Here is a 19,256-nt window from a genome sequence, read left to right as displayed (position 1 = left end):
GTACCAGCAGACCCGTGGTCTTCTCACGGGCAGCGGCGAAGCGCTCCTGAGCGTCGGCCCAGTTCGCGATGTTCCAGAACGCCTTCACGTAGTCGGCGCGGACGTTCTTGTAGTCGAGGTAGTAGGCGTGCTCCCAGACGTCGAGCAGCAGCAGCGGCACGGTGCCGGCGACGATCTGGCCCTGCTGGTCGAAGAACTGCTGGATGAGCAGGTTCTGGCCGATCGAGTCCCAGAACAGACCCGCCCAGCCCGAACCCTGCACGCCGAGGGCCGCGGCCGTGAACTGCGCCCGGAAGGCGTCGAACGAACCGAACTGGTCGTCGATCGCGGCCTCGAGGTCGCCGGTCGGCTTGTCGCCGCCGTTGGGCGAGAGGTTCGTCCAGAAGATCGAGTGGTTCGTGTGGCCGCCGAGGTTGAAGGCGAGATCCTTCTGCAGGCGGTTGATGTTGGCGAAGTCGCCCTTCTCACGCGCTTCCGCGAGCAGGTCGAGGGTGGCGTTCGCGCCGTTCACGTACGTCTGGTGGTGCTTGCTGTAGTGCAGCTCCATGATCGTCGCACTGATGTGCGGCTCCAGCGCGGCGTAGTCGTAGGGGAGTTCGGGCAGTGTGTACTTCGCCATGGTCTCTACTTCCGGATCGGTCGCCGCACGGACGCCTCAACGCGAGAAACGGCGTGCAGCGAGGGTGACTTTTTCATCCTAGTGACGGGTAACGCCGCACCCACGGGGTTGCTTCCCCGCATGACGGAAGATAGGTCTCCCGGGCGCGTCGCACGACCGCAACGCGGATGATGACGGATGCCGGAGGCGTGGCATCCGACGCCCTGCGTGCCGCGAGAACTCGACGCGCGCTCAGCCCTCGATGCCGACGGGAACAGCGGCTTCGGTGCCGGGAATGCCCTCGACTTCGGCCTTCTTGTCGGCCATGGCCAGCAGGCGGCGGATGCGGCCGGCGACGGCGTCCTTCGTCAGGGGCGGATCGGCGTGGTGACCGAGCTCGTCGAGGCTCGCGTCGCGGTGAGCGAGGCGGAGCTCACCCGCCTGCTGGAGGTGCTCGGGCACCTCGTCACCGAGGATCTCGAGGGCGCGCTCGACGCGGGCACAGGCGGCCACCGCGGCTTGCGCGGAGCGACGGAGGTTGGCGTCGTCGAAGTTCACAAGACGGTTGACGCCCGCGCGCACCTCGCGGCGCTGGCGCATCTGATCCCACTCCCCCGCCGTGCGACGAGCGCCCATCTCGTAGAGCGCACCGCGGATCGCCTCGCCGTCGCGGACGACGACGCGCGGGACTCCGCGCACCTCGCGAGCCTTCGCGGGGATGCCGATGCGGTGACCCGCACCGACGAGCGCCATCGCCGCCTCGGACGAGGGGCACGAGATCTCGAGCGCTGCGGAGCGGCCGGGATCGCTCAGCGAGCCGCTCGCGAGGAAGGCGCCGCGCCAGATCGCGCTCAGGTCGGGGCGCGATCCGGTCGTGAGCTTGTTCGGGAGTCCGCGAACGGGACGACGGCGCTGGTCGAGGAGGCCGGTCTGGCGCGCGAGCGTCTCGCCCGCCTCGATGACGCGCACCGCGTAGTAGCCGCCCGTGCGCCCGCCGGATCCCTGCACGTGGTGAAGTTCGGGACGGACGCCGTACAGCTCGACGAGGTCGCGGGCGACGCGGCGGGCGAGGACATCGGAGTCGAGCTCGGCCTCCACCGCGACGCGATTGGCGATGGAGTGCAGTCCGCCGGAGAAGCGCAGGATGGCCGTGAGCTCCGCGACGCGCGCGGTGGGGCGCGGGTCGCGGACGGTGATGAGCTCGGCCTTCACGTCGGCGGTCAGCGGCACGGTACTCCTCGGTTCGGGGGGGTGGGGGCGGGGGACGAGGGTACAGCCTACTCGCGGCCGAGGTCGCGGTGAGCCACGCGAACGGCCACCCCCGGGATCTCCTCCAAACGCTCAGCCAGCTCACGGGACATGACCACCGACCGGTGCTTCCCGCCCGTGCACCCGATGGCCACGACCGAGTGGCGCTTGTTCTCGCGCTGGTATCCCTCGAGCACCGGGCGCAGCGCCGCCGCATACGCCTCGAGGAATTCCGTGGCTCCCTCCTGCCCCAGGACGTTCGCCCGCACGGCGGGATCTTCTCCCGTGAGCGGGCGCAGCTCCTCGTTCCAGAACGGGTTCGGCAGGAACCTCATGTCCGCGACCAGATCGACGTCGGGCGGCAGCCCGTACTTGAAACCGAAGCTCATCAGCGTCACGGTGTGACGCGCCGCTCCCTCTTCACCGAAGAGTTGCACCGCGCGCAGAGACAGCTGGTGCACATTGAACATCGACGTGTCGATGACGATGTCGGCCGCTTCCCGTACCGGGGCGAGGCGGTCGCGTTCGCGGCGGATACCGTCGAGGATCGTCCCCTCCCCCTGCAGCGGGTGCGGACGGCGGACGGCTTCGAACCGCCGGACGAGCACCGCATCGGAGGCGTCGAGGAACACCAGCCGCACTTGACGACCGGCCTGCAACGACCGCAGCGCTTCGGGCAGGTCACTGAACAGCGTGCGCCCGCGCACATCCACCACCACCGCGACCTTCGGCACGGCCCCACCGGCCAATTCTGCAAGCTCGAGCAGAGGGCGCAGCATCTGCGGGGGGAGGTTGTCGACGACGTACCAGTCGAGGTCTTCGAGGGCGTTCGCCACGGTCGAGCGACCGGCTCCCGACATGCCCGTGACGATCAGCACGTCCCCTGGTTCGTCACGCCCCGGTTCCATCGCGGTCGCCTCCCGTCGTCGTATCCAGCCTATCGAGACAGGTGCGCGTGGATCGCCTCGGCCAGAGCCGGACCGATACCGGGAAGCGCCGTGATCTCGTCGGGCGTGGCGTTCTTGAGAGCCGTGACCGAGCCGAAATGCCGAAGCAGTGCCTTGATCCTGGTGTCGCCGAGACCGGGGACCTCGGCCAGCACGCTCGTGATGTCGCGCTTACGCCGTTTGCGCTGGTGGACGATGGCGAACCGGTGCGCCTCGTCGCGCAGGCGCTGCAGCAGGTACAGCGCCTCCGACGTGCGCGGCAGGATCACCGGGTACTCCTCCCCGGGCAGCCAGACCTCTTCGAGGCGTTTCGCGATGCCGCAGAGCGCGATCTCTTCGTGTCCCGCATCGGCGAGCGCCCGTGCGGCGGCGGCGACCTGCGGCTGCCCGCCGTCGACCACCAGCAGCTGGGGCCGATAAGCGAAGCGCGGTCGCTTGCGCGCCGTGACCACCTCGCCGTCGGCGGTCGCTTCCGCAGAGTCCGGAGCGGCGACGATCGCTCCCCCGATCGTCTCGGGCTCGTTCTCTTCGGGCCGGTCGAGGTACGCGAGCCGTCGGGTGAGCACCTGGTACATCGAATCGGTGTCGTCCGTCGTCTCCGCCACCCCGAAGGACCGGTACTGATCCTTGCGCGGGAGGCCGTCCTCGAACACGACCATGGATGCCACGACATTCGTGCCGGAGAGGTGCGAGACGTCGAAGCACTCGATGCGCAGCGGCGCCTCGGTGAGCCCGAGCGCCTCCTGGAGGTCGGTGAGGGCCTGCGATCGAGCCACGTAGTCACTGGTCCGCCGGGTCTTGTGCAGCATGAGCGCCTGCTGCGCGTTCAGCGTCGCGGTCTTCAGGAGCTCGGCCTTGCGTCCGCGCTGCGCGACCTGCAGCGTGACCGGGCGACCACGACGCTCCCGGAGCCACGCCTCGAGCTGCGGGGCATCGTCGGGCAGCTCGGGCACGAGCACTTGGCGCGGGATGTCGGTGGCATCCGCATCTCCATAGGTGCGCTGCAGCACCTGGTCGACGAGGTCGGCACCCGAGATGTCGATCTCTTTCTCGATCGTCGTCGCGCGGACGCCGCGCACGCGGCCTCCCCGGACGACGAAGTGCTGCACGGTCGCCGCGAGCTCGTCCTCGGCGATACCGAACAGGTCGGCGTCGGTGTCGGATGCCAGCACGAGGGCACTCTTGCCGAGCACGGCCTCGATTGCCTGCAGGCGGTCGCGGTACAGAGCGGCCGACTCGTAGTCCATCGCCGCGGACGCCTCCTTCATGCGGGCGGTCAGCTGCTTGGCGAAGCGCTGATCGCCGCCCGACATGAAGGCGACGAAGTCGTCGACGATCGCGCGGTGCTCCTCGATGGTCACCTTCATCGAGCAGGGTCCGCCGCAACGCCCGATCTGCCCGGGGAAGCACGGCCGTCCCGACTGCATCGCCTTCTTGTACGACGAGTCGCTGCACGTGCGGATCGGGAAGACCTTGATCATCAGGTCGATGGTGTCGTGGACGGCCCACACCTTCGGGTACGGCCCGAAGTACTTGGCCCCGCGGATCTTGTGATTGCGCGTCACGATGACGCGAGGGGCCTCATCGGCGAGGGTGATCGCCATGTAGGGGTACGACTTGTCGTCCTTGTACCTCACGTTGAACGGCGGATCGAACTCCTTGATCCACATGTACTCGAGCTGGAGCGAGTCGACGTCGCTCGGGACGACCGTCCACTCGACGCTCGCCGCGGTGGTCACCATGCGGCGCGTGCGCTCGTGCAGCGAATGCAGGGGGGCGAAGTAGTTCGACAGGCGCGCCCGGAGGTTCTTGGCCTTGCCGACGTAGAGCACTCTCCCCTCGGCATCGCGGAATCGGTAGACCCCCGGGTTCGTGGGGATCTCGCCCGGCTTCGGCCGGTACGGCAGGTGCGACACCCGTTCTCGGGATGCCACGGCTCAGGCCCCCTGGCCGGCCAGCTCCGGCTCCCGAGCGACCTCGACCGGGGCCGTCGTGTTGCGTTGCGTCCCCGTGCGTCCCGTCTCGAGAAGCTCGGCGAGGAAAGCTCCCGTGTGGCTCCCCTCGACCTTGGCGACCTGCTCGGGGGTGCCGGTGGCGACGATCGTGCCGCCGCCGGCACCGCCCTCGGGGCCGAGGTCGATGACCCAGTCGCTGCTCTTGATGACGTCGAGGTTGTGCTCGATGACGATGACCGTGTTGCCCTTGTCGACGAGTCCGTTCAACACCTTCAACAGCAGCGAGACGTCTTCGAAGTGCAGACCCGTGGTCGGCTCGTCTAGCACGTAGATCGATCGCCCGTTGCTGCGACGCTGGAGTTCGGTGGCGAGCTTGACGCGCTGCGCCTCGCCGCCCGACAGCGTCGTCGCCGACTGTCCCAGACGCACGTACCCCAGGCCGACGTCGACGAGGGTCTTGAGGTAACGGTGGATCGCCTGGATGGGCTCGAAGAACTCCGCGGCCTCCGAGATCGGCATCTCGAGCACCTCGGCGATGTTCTTGCCCTTGTAGTGCACCGAGAGCGTGTCGCGGTTGTACCGCTTGCCGTGGCACACCTCGCAGTCGACGTAGACGTCGGGAAGGAAGTTCATCTCGATCTTCAGCGTGCCGTCACCCGAACAGGCCTCGCAGCGACCGCCCTTGACGTTGAAGCTGAAGCGCCCGGCCTGATAGCCGCGCACCTTCGCCTCGGGCGTCTCGGCGAACAGGCTCCGGATACGGTCGAACACACCCGTATAGGTGGCCGGGTTCGAGCGCGGGGTGCGACCGATCGGCGCCTGGTCGACGTGAACGACCTTGTCGAGGTTGTCGAGACCCGTGACGCGGGTGTGCTTACCCGGTACGCGGCGTGCCCCGTTGAGCTTTGAGGCGAGGACCTCGTACAGGATGCCGTTCACCAGCGTCGATTTGCCGGAACCGCTCACGCCGGTCACCGACGTCAGCACCCCGAGGGGGAAGTCGACCGTGACGTTCTGCAGGTTGTTCTCGCGGGCACCCACGACGGTGACCTGACGCTTCTTGTCGATCTTGCGCCGCTTCTTCGGCGCCTCGATCGCGCGGCGGCCCGAGAGGTACGCGCCGGTGAGGGACCGCTCGTCGTCCAGGAGCTCGGCGAGCGGCCCGGAATGCACGACGTTTCCTCCATCGACCCCGGCCCGAGGGCCGATGTCGACGACCCAGTCGGCCGCGTGGATGGTCTCTTCGTCGTGCTCGACGACGATCAGCGTGTTGCCGAGGTCGCGCAAGGTCTCGAGCGTCTGGATGAGGCGACGGTTGTCACGCTGGTGCAGACCGATCGAGGGCTCGTCGAGCACGTAGAGCACGCCGGTCAAGCCGGAGCCGATCTGCGTGGCGAGGCGGATGCGCTGCGCCTCACCGCCCGACAGGGTGCCGGCGGCGCGACCGAGGCTGAGGTAGTTGAGGCCTACCTGCAGCAGGAAGTCGAGGCGCGCGCGGATCTCGCGCAGCACCGCCGCGGCGATGGTCGCCTCGCGGTCGGTCAGCGTGAGCTTCGAGAAGAACTCGCGCGCGTCGGCCAGGCTCATACGCGACGCTGCCGCGATCGACGTGTTGTCGACGAGCACCGCGAGCACCTCGGGCTTCAGGCGGTCGCCGTCGCACACCGCACACGGCACCTCGCGAAGGTACTCCGACCACCGCTGGCGCTGCGCGTCGGACTCGGCCTGGAGATACTGACGCTCGATGTAGGGGACGACGCCCTCGAAGCCGGACGAGTAGCGCATCTCGCGGCCGTAGCGGTTCTTCCACTTGACCGTGACCTTGTAGTTCTCTCCGCGCAGCACCGCCTGCTGCACGTCGTGCGAGAGGTCTTTCCACGGAGTGTCGAGCGAGAAGTCCAGGTCGCGGGCGAGACCCTCGAGCAGCCGCTCGTAGTACTGGAACAGGCCCTTGCCCTGCGTGGTCCACGGCAGGATCGCACCGTCGCGGATCGACAGCTCTTCGTCGCCCAGCATCAGGTCGACATCGACCGACATGCGCGTGCCGAGGCCCGAGCACACGGGACACGCGCCGAACGGAGCGTTGAATGAGAAGGTACGCGGCTCGATCTCGGTGAGCTGCAGCGGGTGCCCGTTCGGACACGCGAGCTTCTCGGAGAACGACTGCCAGGCGTCGTCGCCCTCTTCGTCGACGAAGTTCACCTGCATGATGCCGCCGGCAAGGCCCATGGCGGTCTCGACCGAGTCGGTCACCCGGCTGAGGTTGTCACCGGATGCCACCAGCCGGTCGACCACCACGGCGATGTCGTGCTTGTAGCTCTTCTTCAGCGTGGGCGGCTCGGAGAGCTGGACGAGCTCGCCGTCGACCACGGCGCGCGCGTAGCCCTTCGCGCTCAGCTCCTTGAACAGGTCGACGAACTCGCCCTTCTTCTGCGTCACGACGGGAGCGACGATCTGATAGCGAGTGCGCTCCGGCAGTTCCATGAGCTGGTCGGCGATCTGCTGGACGGTCTGCCGCTGGATCCGCGCACCGCACTCGGGACAGTGCGGCACACCGATGCGCGCCCACAGGAGGCGCATGTAGTCGTGGATCTCGGTGATCGTGCCGACCGTCGACCGGGGGTTGCGGTTGGTCGACTTCTGGTCGATCGAGACTGCGGGGCTGAGCCCTTCGATGAAGTCGACGTCGGGGCGATCGACCTGTCCGAGGAATTGGCGCGCGTACGCGCTCAGCGACTCGACGTAGCGACGCTGGCCCTCGGCGAAGATCGTGTCGAACGCGAGGCTCGACTTACCTGAACCCGAAAGGCCGGTGAAGACGACGAGCGAATCACGGGGGATGTCGAGGTCGACGTCCTTCAGGTTGTGGACGCGAGCGCCACGGACGCTGAGCTTTCCGCTGGAGCCGGAAGGGGCCGAGGACGGGGCGGGTACGACGGGAACGATGGGCACCTGTTAAGTCTAGGTCGGGCCTCCGACATCGGTCCCGGGTTCGCCCGGGGCGCACGGATGTGCGAAGGTTCTCGCCCTGGGGGCCCCTCGAGATCGATGTCAGTCGCGGGGCCGACCGGCGAATGGCGCCAGCCCGTCACGGAGAGCAACGAGCGCGTGTTCGTCGATGCCGACGCGCGCCATGATCTTTCCGGGCACCTCGAGCGCCGCGGCGCGCAGCGCCGCACCCTCCTCCGTGAGGGCGATGTCGAGCATCCGCTCGTCGTCGGCACGGCGGGTGCGTACCACCCGCCCTTGCGCCTCCAGGCGCTTCACCAACGGCGACAGGGTGGCCGGTTCCATCGCCAGCTCCGCCGCCAGGGCGCCGAGCGATCGCGGAGCCTCCTCCCACAGTGCCAGCATCACGAGGTACTGGGGGTGCGTCAGGCCCAGGGGCTCGAGCACCGGGCGATAGATCGACACCACGTTGCGCGCAGCGGTGACCAGCGCGAAGCACACCTGATTCTCCAGCTTGAGCAGATCGTCCATGCGCCCTCTCTCAAAATAGTTAGTACACTAATAATCATGACACGAAAGGATGCCGATCGGCCGCCGTTGCGCGACCGCGTGCGCGAAGCCGGCGGCTGGTACCAGTACCTCAACTCTCGGCTGATCCGCGTCGCGGGCCCGGCATCGGTCGGCCCCTACGACACCGAGCCGGAGCCTGTCCGCAGCGGACGTCCCTGCCCGCTCTGCGGACACGCGATGGCGGAGCACTCCGTCGATCGGACCGGGCCGAAGCCCCTCCTCCACTGCCCTTGAGGGGTTCGCGGGTCGGCAGAGCACCGGCCGCTCGACAGCCGCTGGTCAGAGCCGGGGACGACCGTCCTCATCGAGCGGCCAGCCGGGGTTGACGGCAACCTCCCACGGATGGCCGTCGGGGTCGACGAAGACCCCGGAGTAACCGCCCCAGGGTGTCGCCGCCCCCGCCCGGGCGAGCCTCGCCCCCACCGCGACCGCAGCTCCGAGGATCGCTTCGACCTCTTCGCTGTCACGGACGTTGTGCGCGAGCGTCACGCCTCCCCACCCGCCGCTGTCTGAAACGCCGGAGTCCGCGGCGAGCTTGTGTCGGTCCCACAGCGCAAGCACCATTCCGCCGAGATCAAAGAACGCCACCTCGCCCTCGACGGACGTCGGATGTGGCGTCCACCCGAGACTCGAGGAGAAGGCGATCGCCCTGCCGAGGTCTCCGACACCGAGCGTCACGAGCGTCATGCGCTGCTGCATCTCGGTCCCCCGATCAGGCGTGTCCGGCCCGCTCCATCGCTCGGAGCTCCTTCTTGAGATCCTGCACCTCGTCACGCAGCCGCCCGGCAAGCTCGAACTTCAGCTCGGCGGCGGCGGCGAGCATCTGCTGCGTCAGGTCAGCGATCGTGGACTCGAGCTGATCCGCCCCTTCGGCGGCGATACCCGTGCGTCGGAGCTGCGGCGTCGGCGACTTGCCCTTGGCGCCCTTGTCGTTGCGCGACAGGAGCTTCTTGGTGTCGGTCGCCTCACGGTTCAGGACCTCGGTGATGTCGGCGATCTTCTTGCGCAGAGGCTGGGGATCGATCCCGTGCTCTTTGTTGTAGGCGATCTGCTTCTCGCGGCGGCGCTCGGTTTCGTCGATCGCGTTGCGCATCGAATCGGTGATCTTATCGGCGTACATGTGCACCTCGCCCGACACATTGCGGGCCGCGCGCCCGATGGTCTGGATGAGCGACGTTCCGCTGCGCAGGAAGCCTTCCTTGTCGGCGTCGAGGATCGCGACGAGCGAGACCTCGGGAAGGTCGAGACCCTCACGGAGGAGGTTGATGCCGACGAGCACGTCGTACACACCGGCGCGGAGCTCGGTGAGAAGCTCCACGCGGCGGAGGGTGTCGACATCGGAGTGCAGGTACCGGACGCGGACACCGTGCTCGCCGAGGAAGTCGGTGAGCTCCTCGGCCATCTTCTTCGTCAGTGTCGTGACGAGGATGCGCTCGTCTCGTTCGACCCGGACACGGATCTCTTCGAGGAGATCGTCGATCTGTCCCTTCGACGGCTTGACGATGATCTCGGGGTCGACGAGGCCGGTCGGTCGGATGATCTGCTCGACCACCCCGTCGGCGATTCCCATCTCATAGCGCCCCGGCGTCGCCGAGAGGTAGACGGTCTGTCCGACGCGCTCTTTGAACTCGTCCCAGCGGAGGGGCCGATTGTCCATCGCGCTCGGGAGCCGGAACCCGTGCTCGACGAGGGTGCGCTTCCGGGACGCGTCGCCCTCGTACATGGCACCGATTTGGGGAACCGTCACGTGGGACTCATCGATCACGAGCAGGAAGTCGTCGGGGAAGAAGTCGAGCAGCGTGTGCGGCGGCTCGCCCGCCACGCGGCCGTCCATGTGCCGCGAGTAGTTCTCGATACCGGAGCAGAAGCCGAGCTGCTGCAGCATCTCGAGGTCGAAGGTCGTGCGCATGCGCAGTCGCTGCGCCTCCAGCAGCTTGCCCTGCGACTCGAACTCTTTCAGACGCTCTTCGAGCTCGTGCTCGATGGTGCCGATCGCGCGCTGGACCGTCTCCGTGCCGGCGACGTAGTGAGACGCAGGGAAGATCGGGACGGAATCCATCTTCTCGATGACGTCGCCCGTCAGCGGGTGCAGCGTGTAGAGCGCCTCGATCTCGTCGCCGAACATCTCGATACGGATGGCGTACTCCTCGTACACCGGGATGATCTCGATCGTGTCGCCGCGCACGCGGAAATTGCCTCGCGAGAAATCGACGTCGTTGCGGTTGTACTGCATCGAGATGAACTTGCGGATGAGCGCGTCGCGGTCGTAACGCTCCCCCACCTGCAGAGCCACCATCGCGCGCAGATACTCTTCGGGCGCACCCAGGCCGTAGATGCACGACACCGTCGACACGACCACCACGTCGCGGCGCGACAGGAGCGAATTCGTCGTCGAGTGACGCAGGCGCTCGACCTCGGCGTTGATCGACGAGTCCTTCTCGATGAACGTATCGGTCTGGGGGACGTACGCCTCTGGCTGGTAGTAGTCGTAGTACGAGACGAAGTACTCGACCGCGTTGTTCGGCAGAAGCTCGCGGAATTCGTTCGCCAACTGCGCCGCGAGGGTCTTGTTGTGCGCCAGGACGAGTGTCGGACGCTGGACCTGCTCCACCAGCCAGGCGGTCGTAGCGGACTTGCCGGTGCCGGTGGCGCCGAGGAGCACGACGTCGGTCTCACCGGCGTTGATGCGCGCGGCGAGGTCGGCGATCGCCTGCGGCTGGTCGCCGGAGGGGCTGTACTCGCTGATGACCTCGAAGGGACGAACGGATCGCGTGGCCTGCATGATTCCAGCGTAGGCGGGGCCTCCGACATCGGGGGCGGCTTGCGTTCGCCCACCACGAACGCCGTCAGTGCGAGGGCACGATCCGCTGCCAGAGGTCGTCGACCTGACGCCGGGTGTCCGCCACATCCGCGGTCGTGTCGATCACGACATCCGCGAGCGCGAGTCGATCCTCATCGGATACCTGAGACCTGATCCTCGCCCGGGCGTCGTCCTCGCTCAGCCCGCGATTCTCGACGAGGCGTCGGACGCGAAGCTCCTCGGGCGCGTGCGTCACGACCACCAGGTCCCACGAGTCGCCGCCGCGCGCTTCGGCGAGCAGCGGGACGTCGTAGACGACGACCGCCGCAGGATCCGCCGCCAGAGCGTCGCGGAACCTCCGCTCCGACTCGCGTCGGACAGCGGGGTGGACGAGCGTGTTCAGTGCCGCGAGGCGCTCGGGATGACCGAACACGAGCGCCCCCAGAGCCGGCCGGTCGAGCTGTCCGTCGGCCGACAGGACGGCGGAGCCGAACTCGTCGACGATCGACGCGAGAACGGGCGACCCGGGGGCCTGCACGTCGCGCACGATGGCGTCGGCATCCACGACGACAGCTCCGCGGTCTCGGAGCATGGCGGCGACGGTCGATTTTCCCGACGCGATGCCGCCGGTGAGAGCGAGGAGGGGCACCTGTCGAGGATGCCACACACCCGCCGAGCACGAACGGTGGTCTAGCATTTCGAGGGGAGCCGCGCAGTGGCTTTCTCGCCCCACCCCGCGGAAGTCCGATCATGCCGAACCCGATGCTCGCGGTCGTCATCGAAGATGATGCCGATATCCGGTCGCTGGTCGTCGCTGTCCTCGAGCAGGCGGGGTACGTGGTGCACGCGGCGTCCAGCGGCTTGGACGGCATCGAGCTGGTCGCTCGTCACGACCCCGCGGTGACGACCCTCGACGTCAGCATGCCGGGTATCGACGGCTTCGAAACGGCGCGGCGCATCCGTGGATTCAGCAACACGCGCATTCTCATGGTGAGCGCCCGGGCCGACGAGACGGAGGAGCGGGAGGGCCGCGACGCCGGCGCGGACGATTACCTCACCAAGCCGTTCCGTCCTCGCGAGCTCCGCGAACGCGTGCGGATGCTCGTCGAAGGCGATTGACTCTCAGGCGAGCCCGAACGGCTGCCGCCCCGTCAGGACCGCCTCCGCTGCCGCCGCATCCGCCGCTTCGATGAGCCGCTCGGCGTCGAATCCGACCTGGCCGGCGAGGGCGACGCCCGCACCCACGACGGGAGCGACGGATGTCTGGAGAGCCGCGACATCGGCCACGACGCGATCGCGAAGCGACCGTGCAACGCGGCTCACGTCGGTGACGCTCGTCGTGATGAAAGCCACCGTGATCCCGGTCGTGTCCGTCTCCCCAACCAGGGCCATCGTCGGAGCATGCCGTCGGGCGGCCGCGCGAAACGCGCGGAGAATGGCGTCCGCTTCTTCGGGGCCGAACGCCATGGCCACGCGCCGGAGGTCGTCGATTCGCAGGCAGACGACGCACGGATCCTCCTCCGCCGCACGCGCCCGCGTCAGCAGGATGCCCAAGGCCCCGCGGAACGAATCGCGGAACAGGATGCCGTCACCGTCGACCGTCAGGTTTCGAGCGGCGACATGACCGCGGAAGGCCGATTCGCTCGACCGCAGGGTCGACGTCACGATGACGGCCGCGACGACGAGGACGATGGTCAGGAGCGACGCCACGCGCGTGTCGAAGACGGCACGGAAAAGGGCACTGTCCGGTCCGAGAGCGATGAAGACCACGGCCCGCGCCGCGAACCAGACCGACTCGATCGCCATGATCACGGTCAGTCCCCCGGCGCTCCACCGTCCACGGACGGCCCCGCGCCGGGTCTCGATGGCACCGAGCGCACCGAACAGCGCATTCCCCAGGAAGAACGGCACCGAGCCGGCCCAGGTTCCCCCATCCGGACCCGCCGCGAGGGCGGCGACCGCCACCGCCACGACCGCCGCGGCCCAGACGATCACGGGCACGCGCATCGGCCGCCCGTTGAACGAAAGACAACCCAGCCAGATGAACCCCGTGGCCCCGACGAACACCCCGTTGCCGATCGCGACGGCGATGTATGCGCCGGGCAGGACGAGCCCGATGAGGTAGCACAGGGCCGAGAGACAGCCGCTCAGGTAGGCGGCCGACCAGTACCTGCCCGGGCTGCCGTCTTTCAGCATGAGCGTGTCCAGGACGTACATCACCGCCGAGATGAGGATGACGAGGAATGCAGCGACTTGGAGAGTCACCGAATCGAGGATCATGTCGCGCTCCCCTGCTTGCGCGGCAGGCGCACGATGAAGGTCGAGCCGCTGCCGAGGGCCGAGCTCACCGTGATCTCGCCTCCATGCGCGCGGACGATGTCGCGGCTGATCGCCAGCCCCAGCCCGCTGCCGTGAGTGGACGAGTTCCGCACTGCATCGCCGCGGAAGAAGCGATCGAAGACTCTCCCCTGCTCGGACCGCGAGATTCCCGGCCCGTCATCGGCGACCGCGATCTGCACGGACGTGGCGCCGATTTCCACGGCGACCGTGACCGTCCCTCCGCGGACGTTGTACTTGATGGCGTTCGACAAGAGGTTGTCGACGATCTGACGCAAGCGTCGCGGATCGACGTGCGCGATCCCGGGTCTCACCCCGGACGAATCGATCCGGATGCCATGATCCGCCGCGCGTGGCTGCTGGGACTCCACCGCCGCACGAACGATCGTCGCGATGTCGGTGTCCACGGGAATGAGATCGAACTCCGCACCTTGGCGAGAGGAGGCGGACATCGCCAGGATGTCGGCGACCAGCTCCCTCAAACGCGTGGCGTTGCGCTCAGCGACCTCCAGACGATCGCGCGTTTCCGCGTCGATACCGGGGTCGTCGAGAGCGAGATCGAGGTAGCCGATGATCGAGGTGAGCGGGGTACGGAGTTCGTGCGAGACGCTGGCGACGAGATCGTCGCGCGCTCGCAGCGCCTGCTCCTCGGCCGTCACGTCCCGTGAGACCACGATCGTGCTCTCATCCGCGTCCGTCCCCGAGGACAGTCGTCGCGCCGTGACGCTCAACGCACGCCGGTCCTGTCCCGGCGCACCGAACCAGACGAGCTCGCCCTCGAACAGTTCTCCGGCGCGCGCTCGGGCCAGGGGGGTCTCGTTCGGCGGGACAGGGGTGGTGCCGTCCGCAGCGTAGGCCGCGATCGGCTCGCCCAGAACGTCCACGGTGGCTTGCAGCCGAGCGTGAGCTTCGTTCGTCACGGCGAGGTCGCCCTCGCGGGTGACGCGGATGACACCGAAGTCCACGGCGTCGAGCACCTCGGTGACGAGGTCTTCCTGCCGCCGCGCCCGCTCGACGGAGCGACGAAGCTCGGCCGACTGCTTCTCGAGCAGGGCGCGTTGCGCTCGTGCCCGACGCGCCGTCGAGTGTGCCAGGGCCGACAGCGCCACGACGGAGAAGGGCAAGACGAACGTCGCCGCTGTAAGGCGTTGTTCGTCGTCGTTGACGAGCTGGAACAGAACGATCGCGGAGACGCCGATGAGAACGGCGACGACTCCCCCGACCCCGAAGGTCGATCCGATCCAGATGGCGGGGAAGGCCCAGAGCAGACCGACACCGGCGAGGGGAGCACTCTCACGCAGGGCGGCGATCGCGATCATGTCGATGACCGGCACGAGCCCGAGAGCCCACGAGGGCAGCGATCGCCACGGGGCGAGGATCGCGAGGATGGCTCCCCCGAAGATCACCGTTACGCAGACGGTGAAGAGCCCGACGTCGCGCACCTGGCCGAGCACCGAGGACGAGACCACCAGGAGAAGGGTCGCCGCAAGAAGAAGCGCCTGATTGGAGAGGATGCTTCGGTGGATCCCGAGTCGCTCGGTGAGTGACGTGCCCGGCATGGCCCTGACCATAGCGCGCACATCCGCTCACCGCGCGCCTCCCCGCGATACGGCGGGTCGCGCGGTGGCTTCTGGCCGCTCAGCGGCGCGCGGTGGCTTCGCTCACCCACCGTGCGAACAGCGACCACGGGTCGTCGACGCCGGCGCGCAGCTCGTCGATGTGAGATGAGAGGGCATCGCTCAGCCGGAACCACTCCGTCCGCGCGAAACGCTCGTCCGCGAACCGCTCGTGCCTGCGACGTTCCACCTGGCGGTCGCCGCGCTCGAACGCGAGCAGCTGGTCGTGCCAGATCGCTCGCAATCGATGTCGAGGCTGCGAGGTCGTGCCGATCTTGACCCGGTCTTCGAAACGGAGGTAGTAGACGACGTCGACGCGTGGGGCGGGGAGCTCATCGTCCACCGCATCACCGACACGCCATTCGCAGACGGCGCAGAGCCATCCGCTCGGCCACCGGACACCGAGCCGGGAGCCGCAGAGGCGGCACGGCGACGGCAGCACGTCGGTGACGCCATCGCGTGAACCCGCCCAGTCCGCCGCCACGGCGAGATGCCAACCGCAGAGGTCGAGCGGAGCCCCGTCCTCGACGGGTGACGCGCAGCCGGAGGCGACGCAAACGATGGAGGCCATGGCCTCACCGTAGACGTCGCCTCCGACATCGTTCCCGGCGGCATCCTCACTCTGCGGGAGCATCCTCCATCACCAGGAAGAGTCCTGCGTAGGGCGCGAGCTCGAGGGCGAAGCTCTGTAGCTCGTCGACGCGACCGACGACATCGCCCGTGGCGGCGTCGACAGCCGTGCTCTGGGGCACCAGCCACTCGGACCGTACCGTTCCCTCGATCGTCTCACCCGAGAAGTTGAGAACCGTGATCTGCAAGGGAGCGTCCTCGCGGCGACGGTCTCCCCCGTCGAGACGGTGGACCATGACCAGCATGCTCGGGTGACCGACCTGCGGGATGTCCACCTGGGATGCCACCGCGATCCCGCTCTCGGTACGGATCCTCAACACGTCGCGCAGACCGGAGAGGAACGACGAGGAGTCGTTCTGCTGTGCGGTCAACGAGCCGTACAGGGAGCGGGCGCGCGGCATCCCCGAGGCGGAACCGCTGGCATCCGGTGCGACATCGAGCAGGTCGTGCGCTCCACGCTCTATCCACCGCGTGTCGCCCGACGCGATGAGATGACGCACGTCGTCGGCGGGAAGCGTCAGGGAGCCCGTGAGATCCCAGCCCGACAGGGCGAACACCCCCGGCTGCCACGAGTTGTACTTGGCCAGGAGCAGATGAGCGTCGCGGATCGCAGGGACGTCGTCGTCGGTGATCTCCGCCAGTGTCGCGCGTCCCTGCGTCGCCGCGATGAGCGAGGCGGTCGTGCAGGCGATCCCGTTCTGGGTGAAGACCAGGTTGTAGTCCGCGTTCACGGTGAGCTTCTCGGTGAGTTCCGCGCGAACCGTCTCCGCGATCTCGGCTCCGGTCGCCTCGCCGTGCCGGAACGGATACACCGTGTCGTGGTGGGTCGTCGCCCAGTGCACGAGCTCATAGGTCAGCTCGTCGTGGTTCTGCATGCCGTGCACGAGCTGCGCCGGCTCCACGCCGATCTCGAGGGATGTCGTGAGGGCCAGCCGCAGGAATTCGGTGTTCGCCGTCGCCAATGCGTGGTGGTATCCCGGCCGAGTGACGAAATCGTAGGAGAGATCCGCACCGACAGCCGCCGTGTCACGGATGTCCTCGATCGTGAGGTTGAGCTCCTGGAACGTGAAGCCGCCGACCTTGCGCACCATCCCGGCGATGATGTGGTTCGCCGCGTGCGAGAGCGGGTGGCCCTCCGACCACGCGGGCAGACCCTCAGCGCTCTTCTCGACGCCGAGGAAGCCGTTGGCGTCGAGCCGAAGGGCGCTCGTCCCGAGATCACCGAGGGAGTGGAGAGCGTCACCGATCACGAGGCGCATTCCCGCGAACGTCGGGTCCAGCCAGTTGATGGAGGGCTGCCCCTCCTTGAAGTAATGGAGGTACACCCATCGTCGCTCCATGCCGTCGGTTCCCAGCACCGGTGCGGTCGCGCTCCAGTTGGTCTCCTTGACCCCGGGCGTATAGAAGATCACGCGCTGCAACTCGCCGATGATGTATCCGCGCTTGCTGAGCTCCCGCTCGGTCTCGGCGTCGAGGTTGACCGAGTCACGACCCGCGGGGACCTCGGGGAGCAGACCCCAGTCCTCGCGGGGGATCTCGACCATGTGGTAGATGCCCGGATAGTCCTTGTACGCCATCTCCGCGAGCCGGAAGTCGGCGCCCTTGCCGGTGTGGCCCGGGACGATGTCATCGATGACGCTCCCGCCGTGTGCGTCCGCCACGTCGGCAACGCGTCGGAAGGCGTTCTCGTCTCCGAAATCGGGATCGATCTGCGTGCTGATGCGGTCGAAGTGGCCGTCGACGCTCGGTGTCTCCTGCCACCCCGTGATGCCGCCCGCGCGCTTGACCGGTCCAGTGTGGATGCCGTTGATCCCGACCCACTCGAACGCTTCCCACAGCGCCTCATCACCGAGCGCATCGAGGAACGACTCCCCCGGCCTCGTGATCAGTGAGATCGGGTAGGCGGTGAACCACACGTCCGTCGACTCGATCGCCCGGCGGGCATCCGGGCGAGCGTACGGATTGCGCCACATGGACGGTTGCCCCGACAGCTGACGGCTGAGCACGTCCGCGTCCTTCAGCATGGACTGCCGGACGAGCCACTCGACGTAGGAGGGATTGCCACCGTTCGCGTTGCGCGGGTCGGTCAGGAACCGCCGCAGTGTGCCTCCGCGGAACTGGTCGCGCGGGCGGAGGCGGCGAGGACGCGCCGGATAGCGCTGCTCGTCGTAACTGATCTCCGCGGCGGTCTCGACCGTTTCGTCGGTCGCTTCCTGCACCTCGGCGTCCGTCACGTCATCCACCACGGTGCGCTCGTCCGCATCGTCCACTCGGAACCTCCCTCACGTCACATCCGACGCTAGTCGGTCACGCCGAGATCGGACGTGGGCATTGACCTCGAACCGGCGTCACGCCAAAGTTTCGTGTTCTCTCTTCATCGCGTGCCGGTCGCGTGGGCCCGGAGGGTGAGAGCCGCGACGCCCGCCGCGATCGCGCACATCGCCAGAACCACGGCGAGGAACATCGCCCATCCGGCTCCGGAGAAGACCACTCCCAGGACCCACCCGAACAGACTCGATCCGGCGTAGTAGCCGAGGTAGTAGAGCGACGACGCTTGCGCGCGAGCCCCCGGGTCAGCCGCGACGGGTGTCCATCCGGATGCCACGGCGTGCGCGCCGAAGAAGCCCGCGGTGAATGCCACCAGGCCGACGATGACCGCCGGCACCACCGGCAGAAACATCACCGCCGCCCCGGCCGCCATGACACCGATGCTGCCGAGCAGCACCGGCAGACGGCCGAGTCGGACCGCCAACATCCCGGCACGAGGAGACGACACCGTCCCCGCCAGGTACGCGAGGAAGAGCAGCGTCACGAGACTCGGAGCGATGTCGAACGGCGGCTCGGAGAGCCGAAAGCCGAGGTAGTTGTAGACGGCGACGAAAGCTCCCATCAGCAGAAAGCCCTGCGCGTAGAGAGCGAGCTGCGCGCGAGACCGCAGATTGAGCCCGATGCGCCGACGCACGGACGGCCCCCTCTCCGACCGCATCCGCCCCGGTACGAACCCCCGCGCCTTCGGCACCAGAGTCACGAAGACGACCGCCGCCCCCGCGCAGAAAAGGACAATGGATGCCACCCCCCACCGCCATCCCGCGAGTTCGCCGATCCATCCCGCCACGATCCGGCCTGAGAGGCCACCGACCGTCGTCCCCGCGATGTATGACCCCGCTGCTGCCGCGACGTGTCGAGCAGAAACCTCCTCGCTCAAGTAGGCGAGGGCCACCGCCGGCACAGCCCCCAGGGCCGCACCCTCGAGGACGCGTATGGCGAGAAGAACGTCGAGCGACGGGGCGAAGGGGGTCGCAGCCCCGAGAACGGTCGCCGCAACGAGCCCGAGGGCCATGACCGGAACTCGACCTACTCGATCAGCGACCAGTGACCACGGGATGACCGCGACGGCAAGTCCCAGCGTCGCGGCCGAAACGGTCAGCGCGGCGCCGGCGGGACCAGACTCGACATCTTGAGCGATCGCCGGTAGAACCGACTGCGTCGCGTAGAGCTGCGCGAAGGTGGCCACGCCGCCGAAGAACAGGCCCAGGAGGAGCCGTCGATACTCACGACTGCCGGGCTGATGGCCGGAAAAGTCGCTCACGTCTTCGACCCTAGTCA

16 protein-coding genes are annotated in these 19,256 nt (G+C 67.9%); 2 read left to right on the top strand and 14 right to left on the bottom strand.

Annotation, left to right across the window (positions count from 1 at the left end):
• The 6 genes from P2P98_RS17625 to P2P98_RS17600 all read right to left on the bottom strand — a co-directional run.
• The coding region (locus P2P98_RS17625) for a superoxide dismutase (protein ID WP_275801556.1) at nt 1-619 on the bottom strand (619 nt) is incomplete at its 3' end.
• Nucleotides 620-850: 231 nt separating this feature from the next.
• Entirely contained in the window at nt 851-1,828 is a 978-nt protein-coding gene (whiA, locus tag P2P98_RS17620; RefSeq protein WP_058596649.1) for a DNA-binding protein WhiA, read from the bottom strand.
• A 47-nt stretch (nt 1,829-1,875) separates the two neighbouring features.
• Entirely contained in the window at nt 1,876-2,754 is an 879-nt protein-coding gene (gene rapZ / locus P2P98_RS17615; RefSeq protein ID WP_275801555.1) for an RNase adapter RapZ, read from the bottom strand.
• Between the two features lie 29 nt (nt 2,755-2,783).
• The gene (gene uvrC / locus P2P98_RS17610) at nt 2,784-4,727 is read right to left on the bottom strand and encodes an excinuclease ABC subunit UvrC (RefSeq protein ID WP_275801554.1); all 1,944 of its coding nucleotides are present in this window, start codon (nt 4,725-4,727) and stop codon (nt 2,784-2,786) included.
• Between the two features lie 3 nt (nt 4,728-4,730).
• Nucleotides 4,731-7,700 (bottom strand): excinuclease ABC subunit UvrA, encoded by a 2,970-nt coding sequence (gene uvrA / locus P2P98_RS17605; RefSeq protein WP_275801553.1) that lies wholly within the window; start codon nt 7,698-7,700, stop codon nt 4,731-4,733.
• A gap of 99 nt (nt 7,701-7,799) precedes the next feature.
• Entirely contained in the window at nt 7,800-8,228 is a 429-nt protein-coding gene (locus tag P2P98_RS17600; protein WP_275801552.1) for a MarR family transcriptional regulator, read from the bottom strand.
• Nucleotides 8,229-8,264: 36 nt separating this feature from the next.
• Between P2P98_RS17600 and P2P98_RS17595 the strand changes: the two genes are divergently transcribed.
• Nucleotides 8,265-8,501: a hypothetical protein gene (locus tag P2P98_RS17595; protein WP_275801551.1), complete on the top strand. Its 237-nt coding sequence runs from the start codon at nt 8,265-8,267 to the stop codon at nt 8,499-8,501.
• 45 nt (nt 8,502-8,546) lie between these two features.
• Here the strand turns inward: P2P98_RS17595 and P2P98_RS17590 are convergent, their stop codons facing one another.
• From P2P98_RS17590 to coaE, 3 genes are all read right to left on the bottom strand, one after another.
• Nucleotides 8,547-8,954 (bottom strand): VOC family protein, encoded by a 408-nt coding sequence (locus P2P98_RS17590; protein WP_275801550.1) that lies wholly within the window; start codon nt 8,952-8,954, stop codon nt 8,547-8,549.
• 25 nt (nt 8,955-8,979) lie between these two features.
• Nucleotides 8,980-11,049 (bottom strand): excinuclease ABC subunit UvrB, encoded by a 2,070-nt coding sequence (uvrB, locus tag P2P98_RS17585; protein WP_058596842.1) that lies wholly within the window; start codon nt 11,047-11,049, stop codon nt 8,980-8,982.
• Nucleotides 11,050-11,113: 64 nt separating this feature from the next.
• Nucleotides 11,114-11,716: a dephospho-CoA kinase gene (coaE, locus tag P2P98_RS17580; protein ID WP_275801549.1), complete on the bottom strand. Its 603-nt coding sequence runs from the start codon at nt 11,714-11,716 to the stop codon at nt 11,114-11,116.
• 101 nt (nt 11,717-11,817) lie between these two features.
• On the opposite strand from coaE, the gene P2P98_RS17575 reads away from it, so the two are divergent.
• Nucleotides 11,818-12,186 (top strand): response regulator, encoded by a 369-nt coding sequence (locus P2P98_RS17575; protein WP_275801548.1) that lies wholly within the window; start codon nt 11,818-11,820, stop codon nt 12,184-12,186.
• 3 nt (nt 12,187-12,189) lie between these two features.
• On the opposite strand, the gene P2P98_RS17570 is transcribed toward P2P98_RS17575, so the two are convergent.
• The 5 genes from P2P98_RS17570 to P2P98_RS17550 all read right to left on the bottom strand — a co-directional run bounded on the left by P2P98_RS17570 (nt 12,190) and on the right by P2P98_RS17550 (nt 19,239).
• Entirely contained in the window at nt 12,190-13,347 is a 1,158-nt protein-coding gene (locus P2P98_RS17570) for a diguanylate cyclase (protein WP_275801547.1), read from the bottom strand.
• Entirely contained in the window at nt 13,344-14,963 is a 1,620-nt protein-coding gene (locus P2P98_RS17565; RefSeq protein ID WP_275801546.1) for a HAMP domain-containing sensor histidine kinase, read from the bottom strand. Before P2P98_RS17565 ends, P2P98_RS17570 begins: the two co-directional genes overlap by 4 nt.
• Before the next feature lie 79 nt (nt 14,964-15,042).
• Entirely contained in the window at nt 15,043-15,591 is a 549-nt protein-coding gene (locus P2P98_RS17560) for a GIY-YIG nuclease family protein (RefSeq protein WP_275801544.1), read from the bottom strand.
• Between the two features lie 46 nt (nt 15,592-15,637).
• Nucleotides 15,638-17,884 (bottom strand): maltose alpha-D-glucosyltransferase, encoded by a 2,247-nt coding sequence (gene treS, locus P2P98_RS17555; protein ID WP_275801558.1) that lies wholly within the window; start codon nt 17,882-17,884, stop codon nt 15,638-15,640.
• A 140-nt stretch (nt 17,885-18,024) separates the two neighbouring features.
• The gene (locus P2P98_RS17550) at nt 18,025-19,239 is read right to left on the bottom strand and encodes an MFS transporter (RefSeq protein ID WP_275801543.1); all 1,215 of its coding nucleotides are present in this window, start codon (nt 19,237-19,239) and stop codon (nt 18,025-18,027) included.
• Between the last annotated feature and the right edge of the window lie 17 nt (nt 19,240-19,256).

It is taken from the genome of Microbacterium sp. Kw_RZR3, from assembly GCF_029222405.1.
GTDB lineage: Bacteria > Actinomycetota > Actinomycetes > Actinomycetales > Microbacteriaceae > Microbacterium.
The sequence above is the reverse complement of the archived record's forward strand: the minus strand, read 5'-3'. Positions and strand labels throughout refer to the sequence as shown.

Coding starts and splice junctions, on each gene's coding strand:
- P2P98_RS17600 (WP_275801552.1), bottom strand. CDS start 8,228: ATGGACGATCTGCTCAAGCTGGAGAATCAGGTGTGCTTCGCGCTGGTC.
- uvrB (WP_058596842.1), bottom strand. CDS start 11,049: ATGCAGGCCACGCGATCCGTTCGTCCCTTCGAGGTCATCAGCGAGTAC.
- P2P98_RS17560 (WP_275801544.1), bottom strand. CDS start 15,591: ATGGCCTCCATCGTTTGCGTCGCCTCCGGCTGCGCGTCACCCGTCGAG.
- P2P98_RS17570 (WP_275801547.1), bottom strand. CDS start 13,347: ATGATCCTCGATTCGGTGACTCTCCAAGTCGCTGCATTCCTCGTCATC.
- rapZ (WP_275801555.1), bottom strand. CDS start 2,754: ATGGAACCGGGGCGTGACGAACCAGGGGACGTGCTGATCGTCACGGGC.
- P2P98_RS17565 (WP_275801546.1), bottom strand. CDS start 14,963: ATGCCGGGCACGTCACTCACCGAGCGACTCGGGATCCACCGAAGCATC.
- P2P98_RS17590 (WP_275801550.1), bottom strand. CDS start 8,954: ATGACGCTCGTGACGCTCGGTGTCGGAGACCTCGGCAGGGCGATCGCC.
- P2P98_RS17575 (WP_275801548.1), top strand. CDS start 11,818: ATGCCGAACCCGATGCTCGCGGTCGTCATCGAAGATGATGCCGATATC.
- P2P98_RS17595 (WP_275801551.1), top strand. CDS start 8,265: ATGACACGAAAGGATGCCGATCGGCCGCCGTTGCGCGACCGCGTGCGC.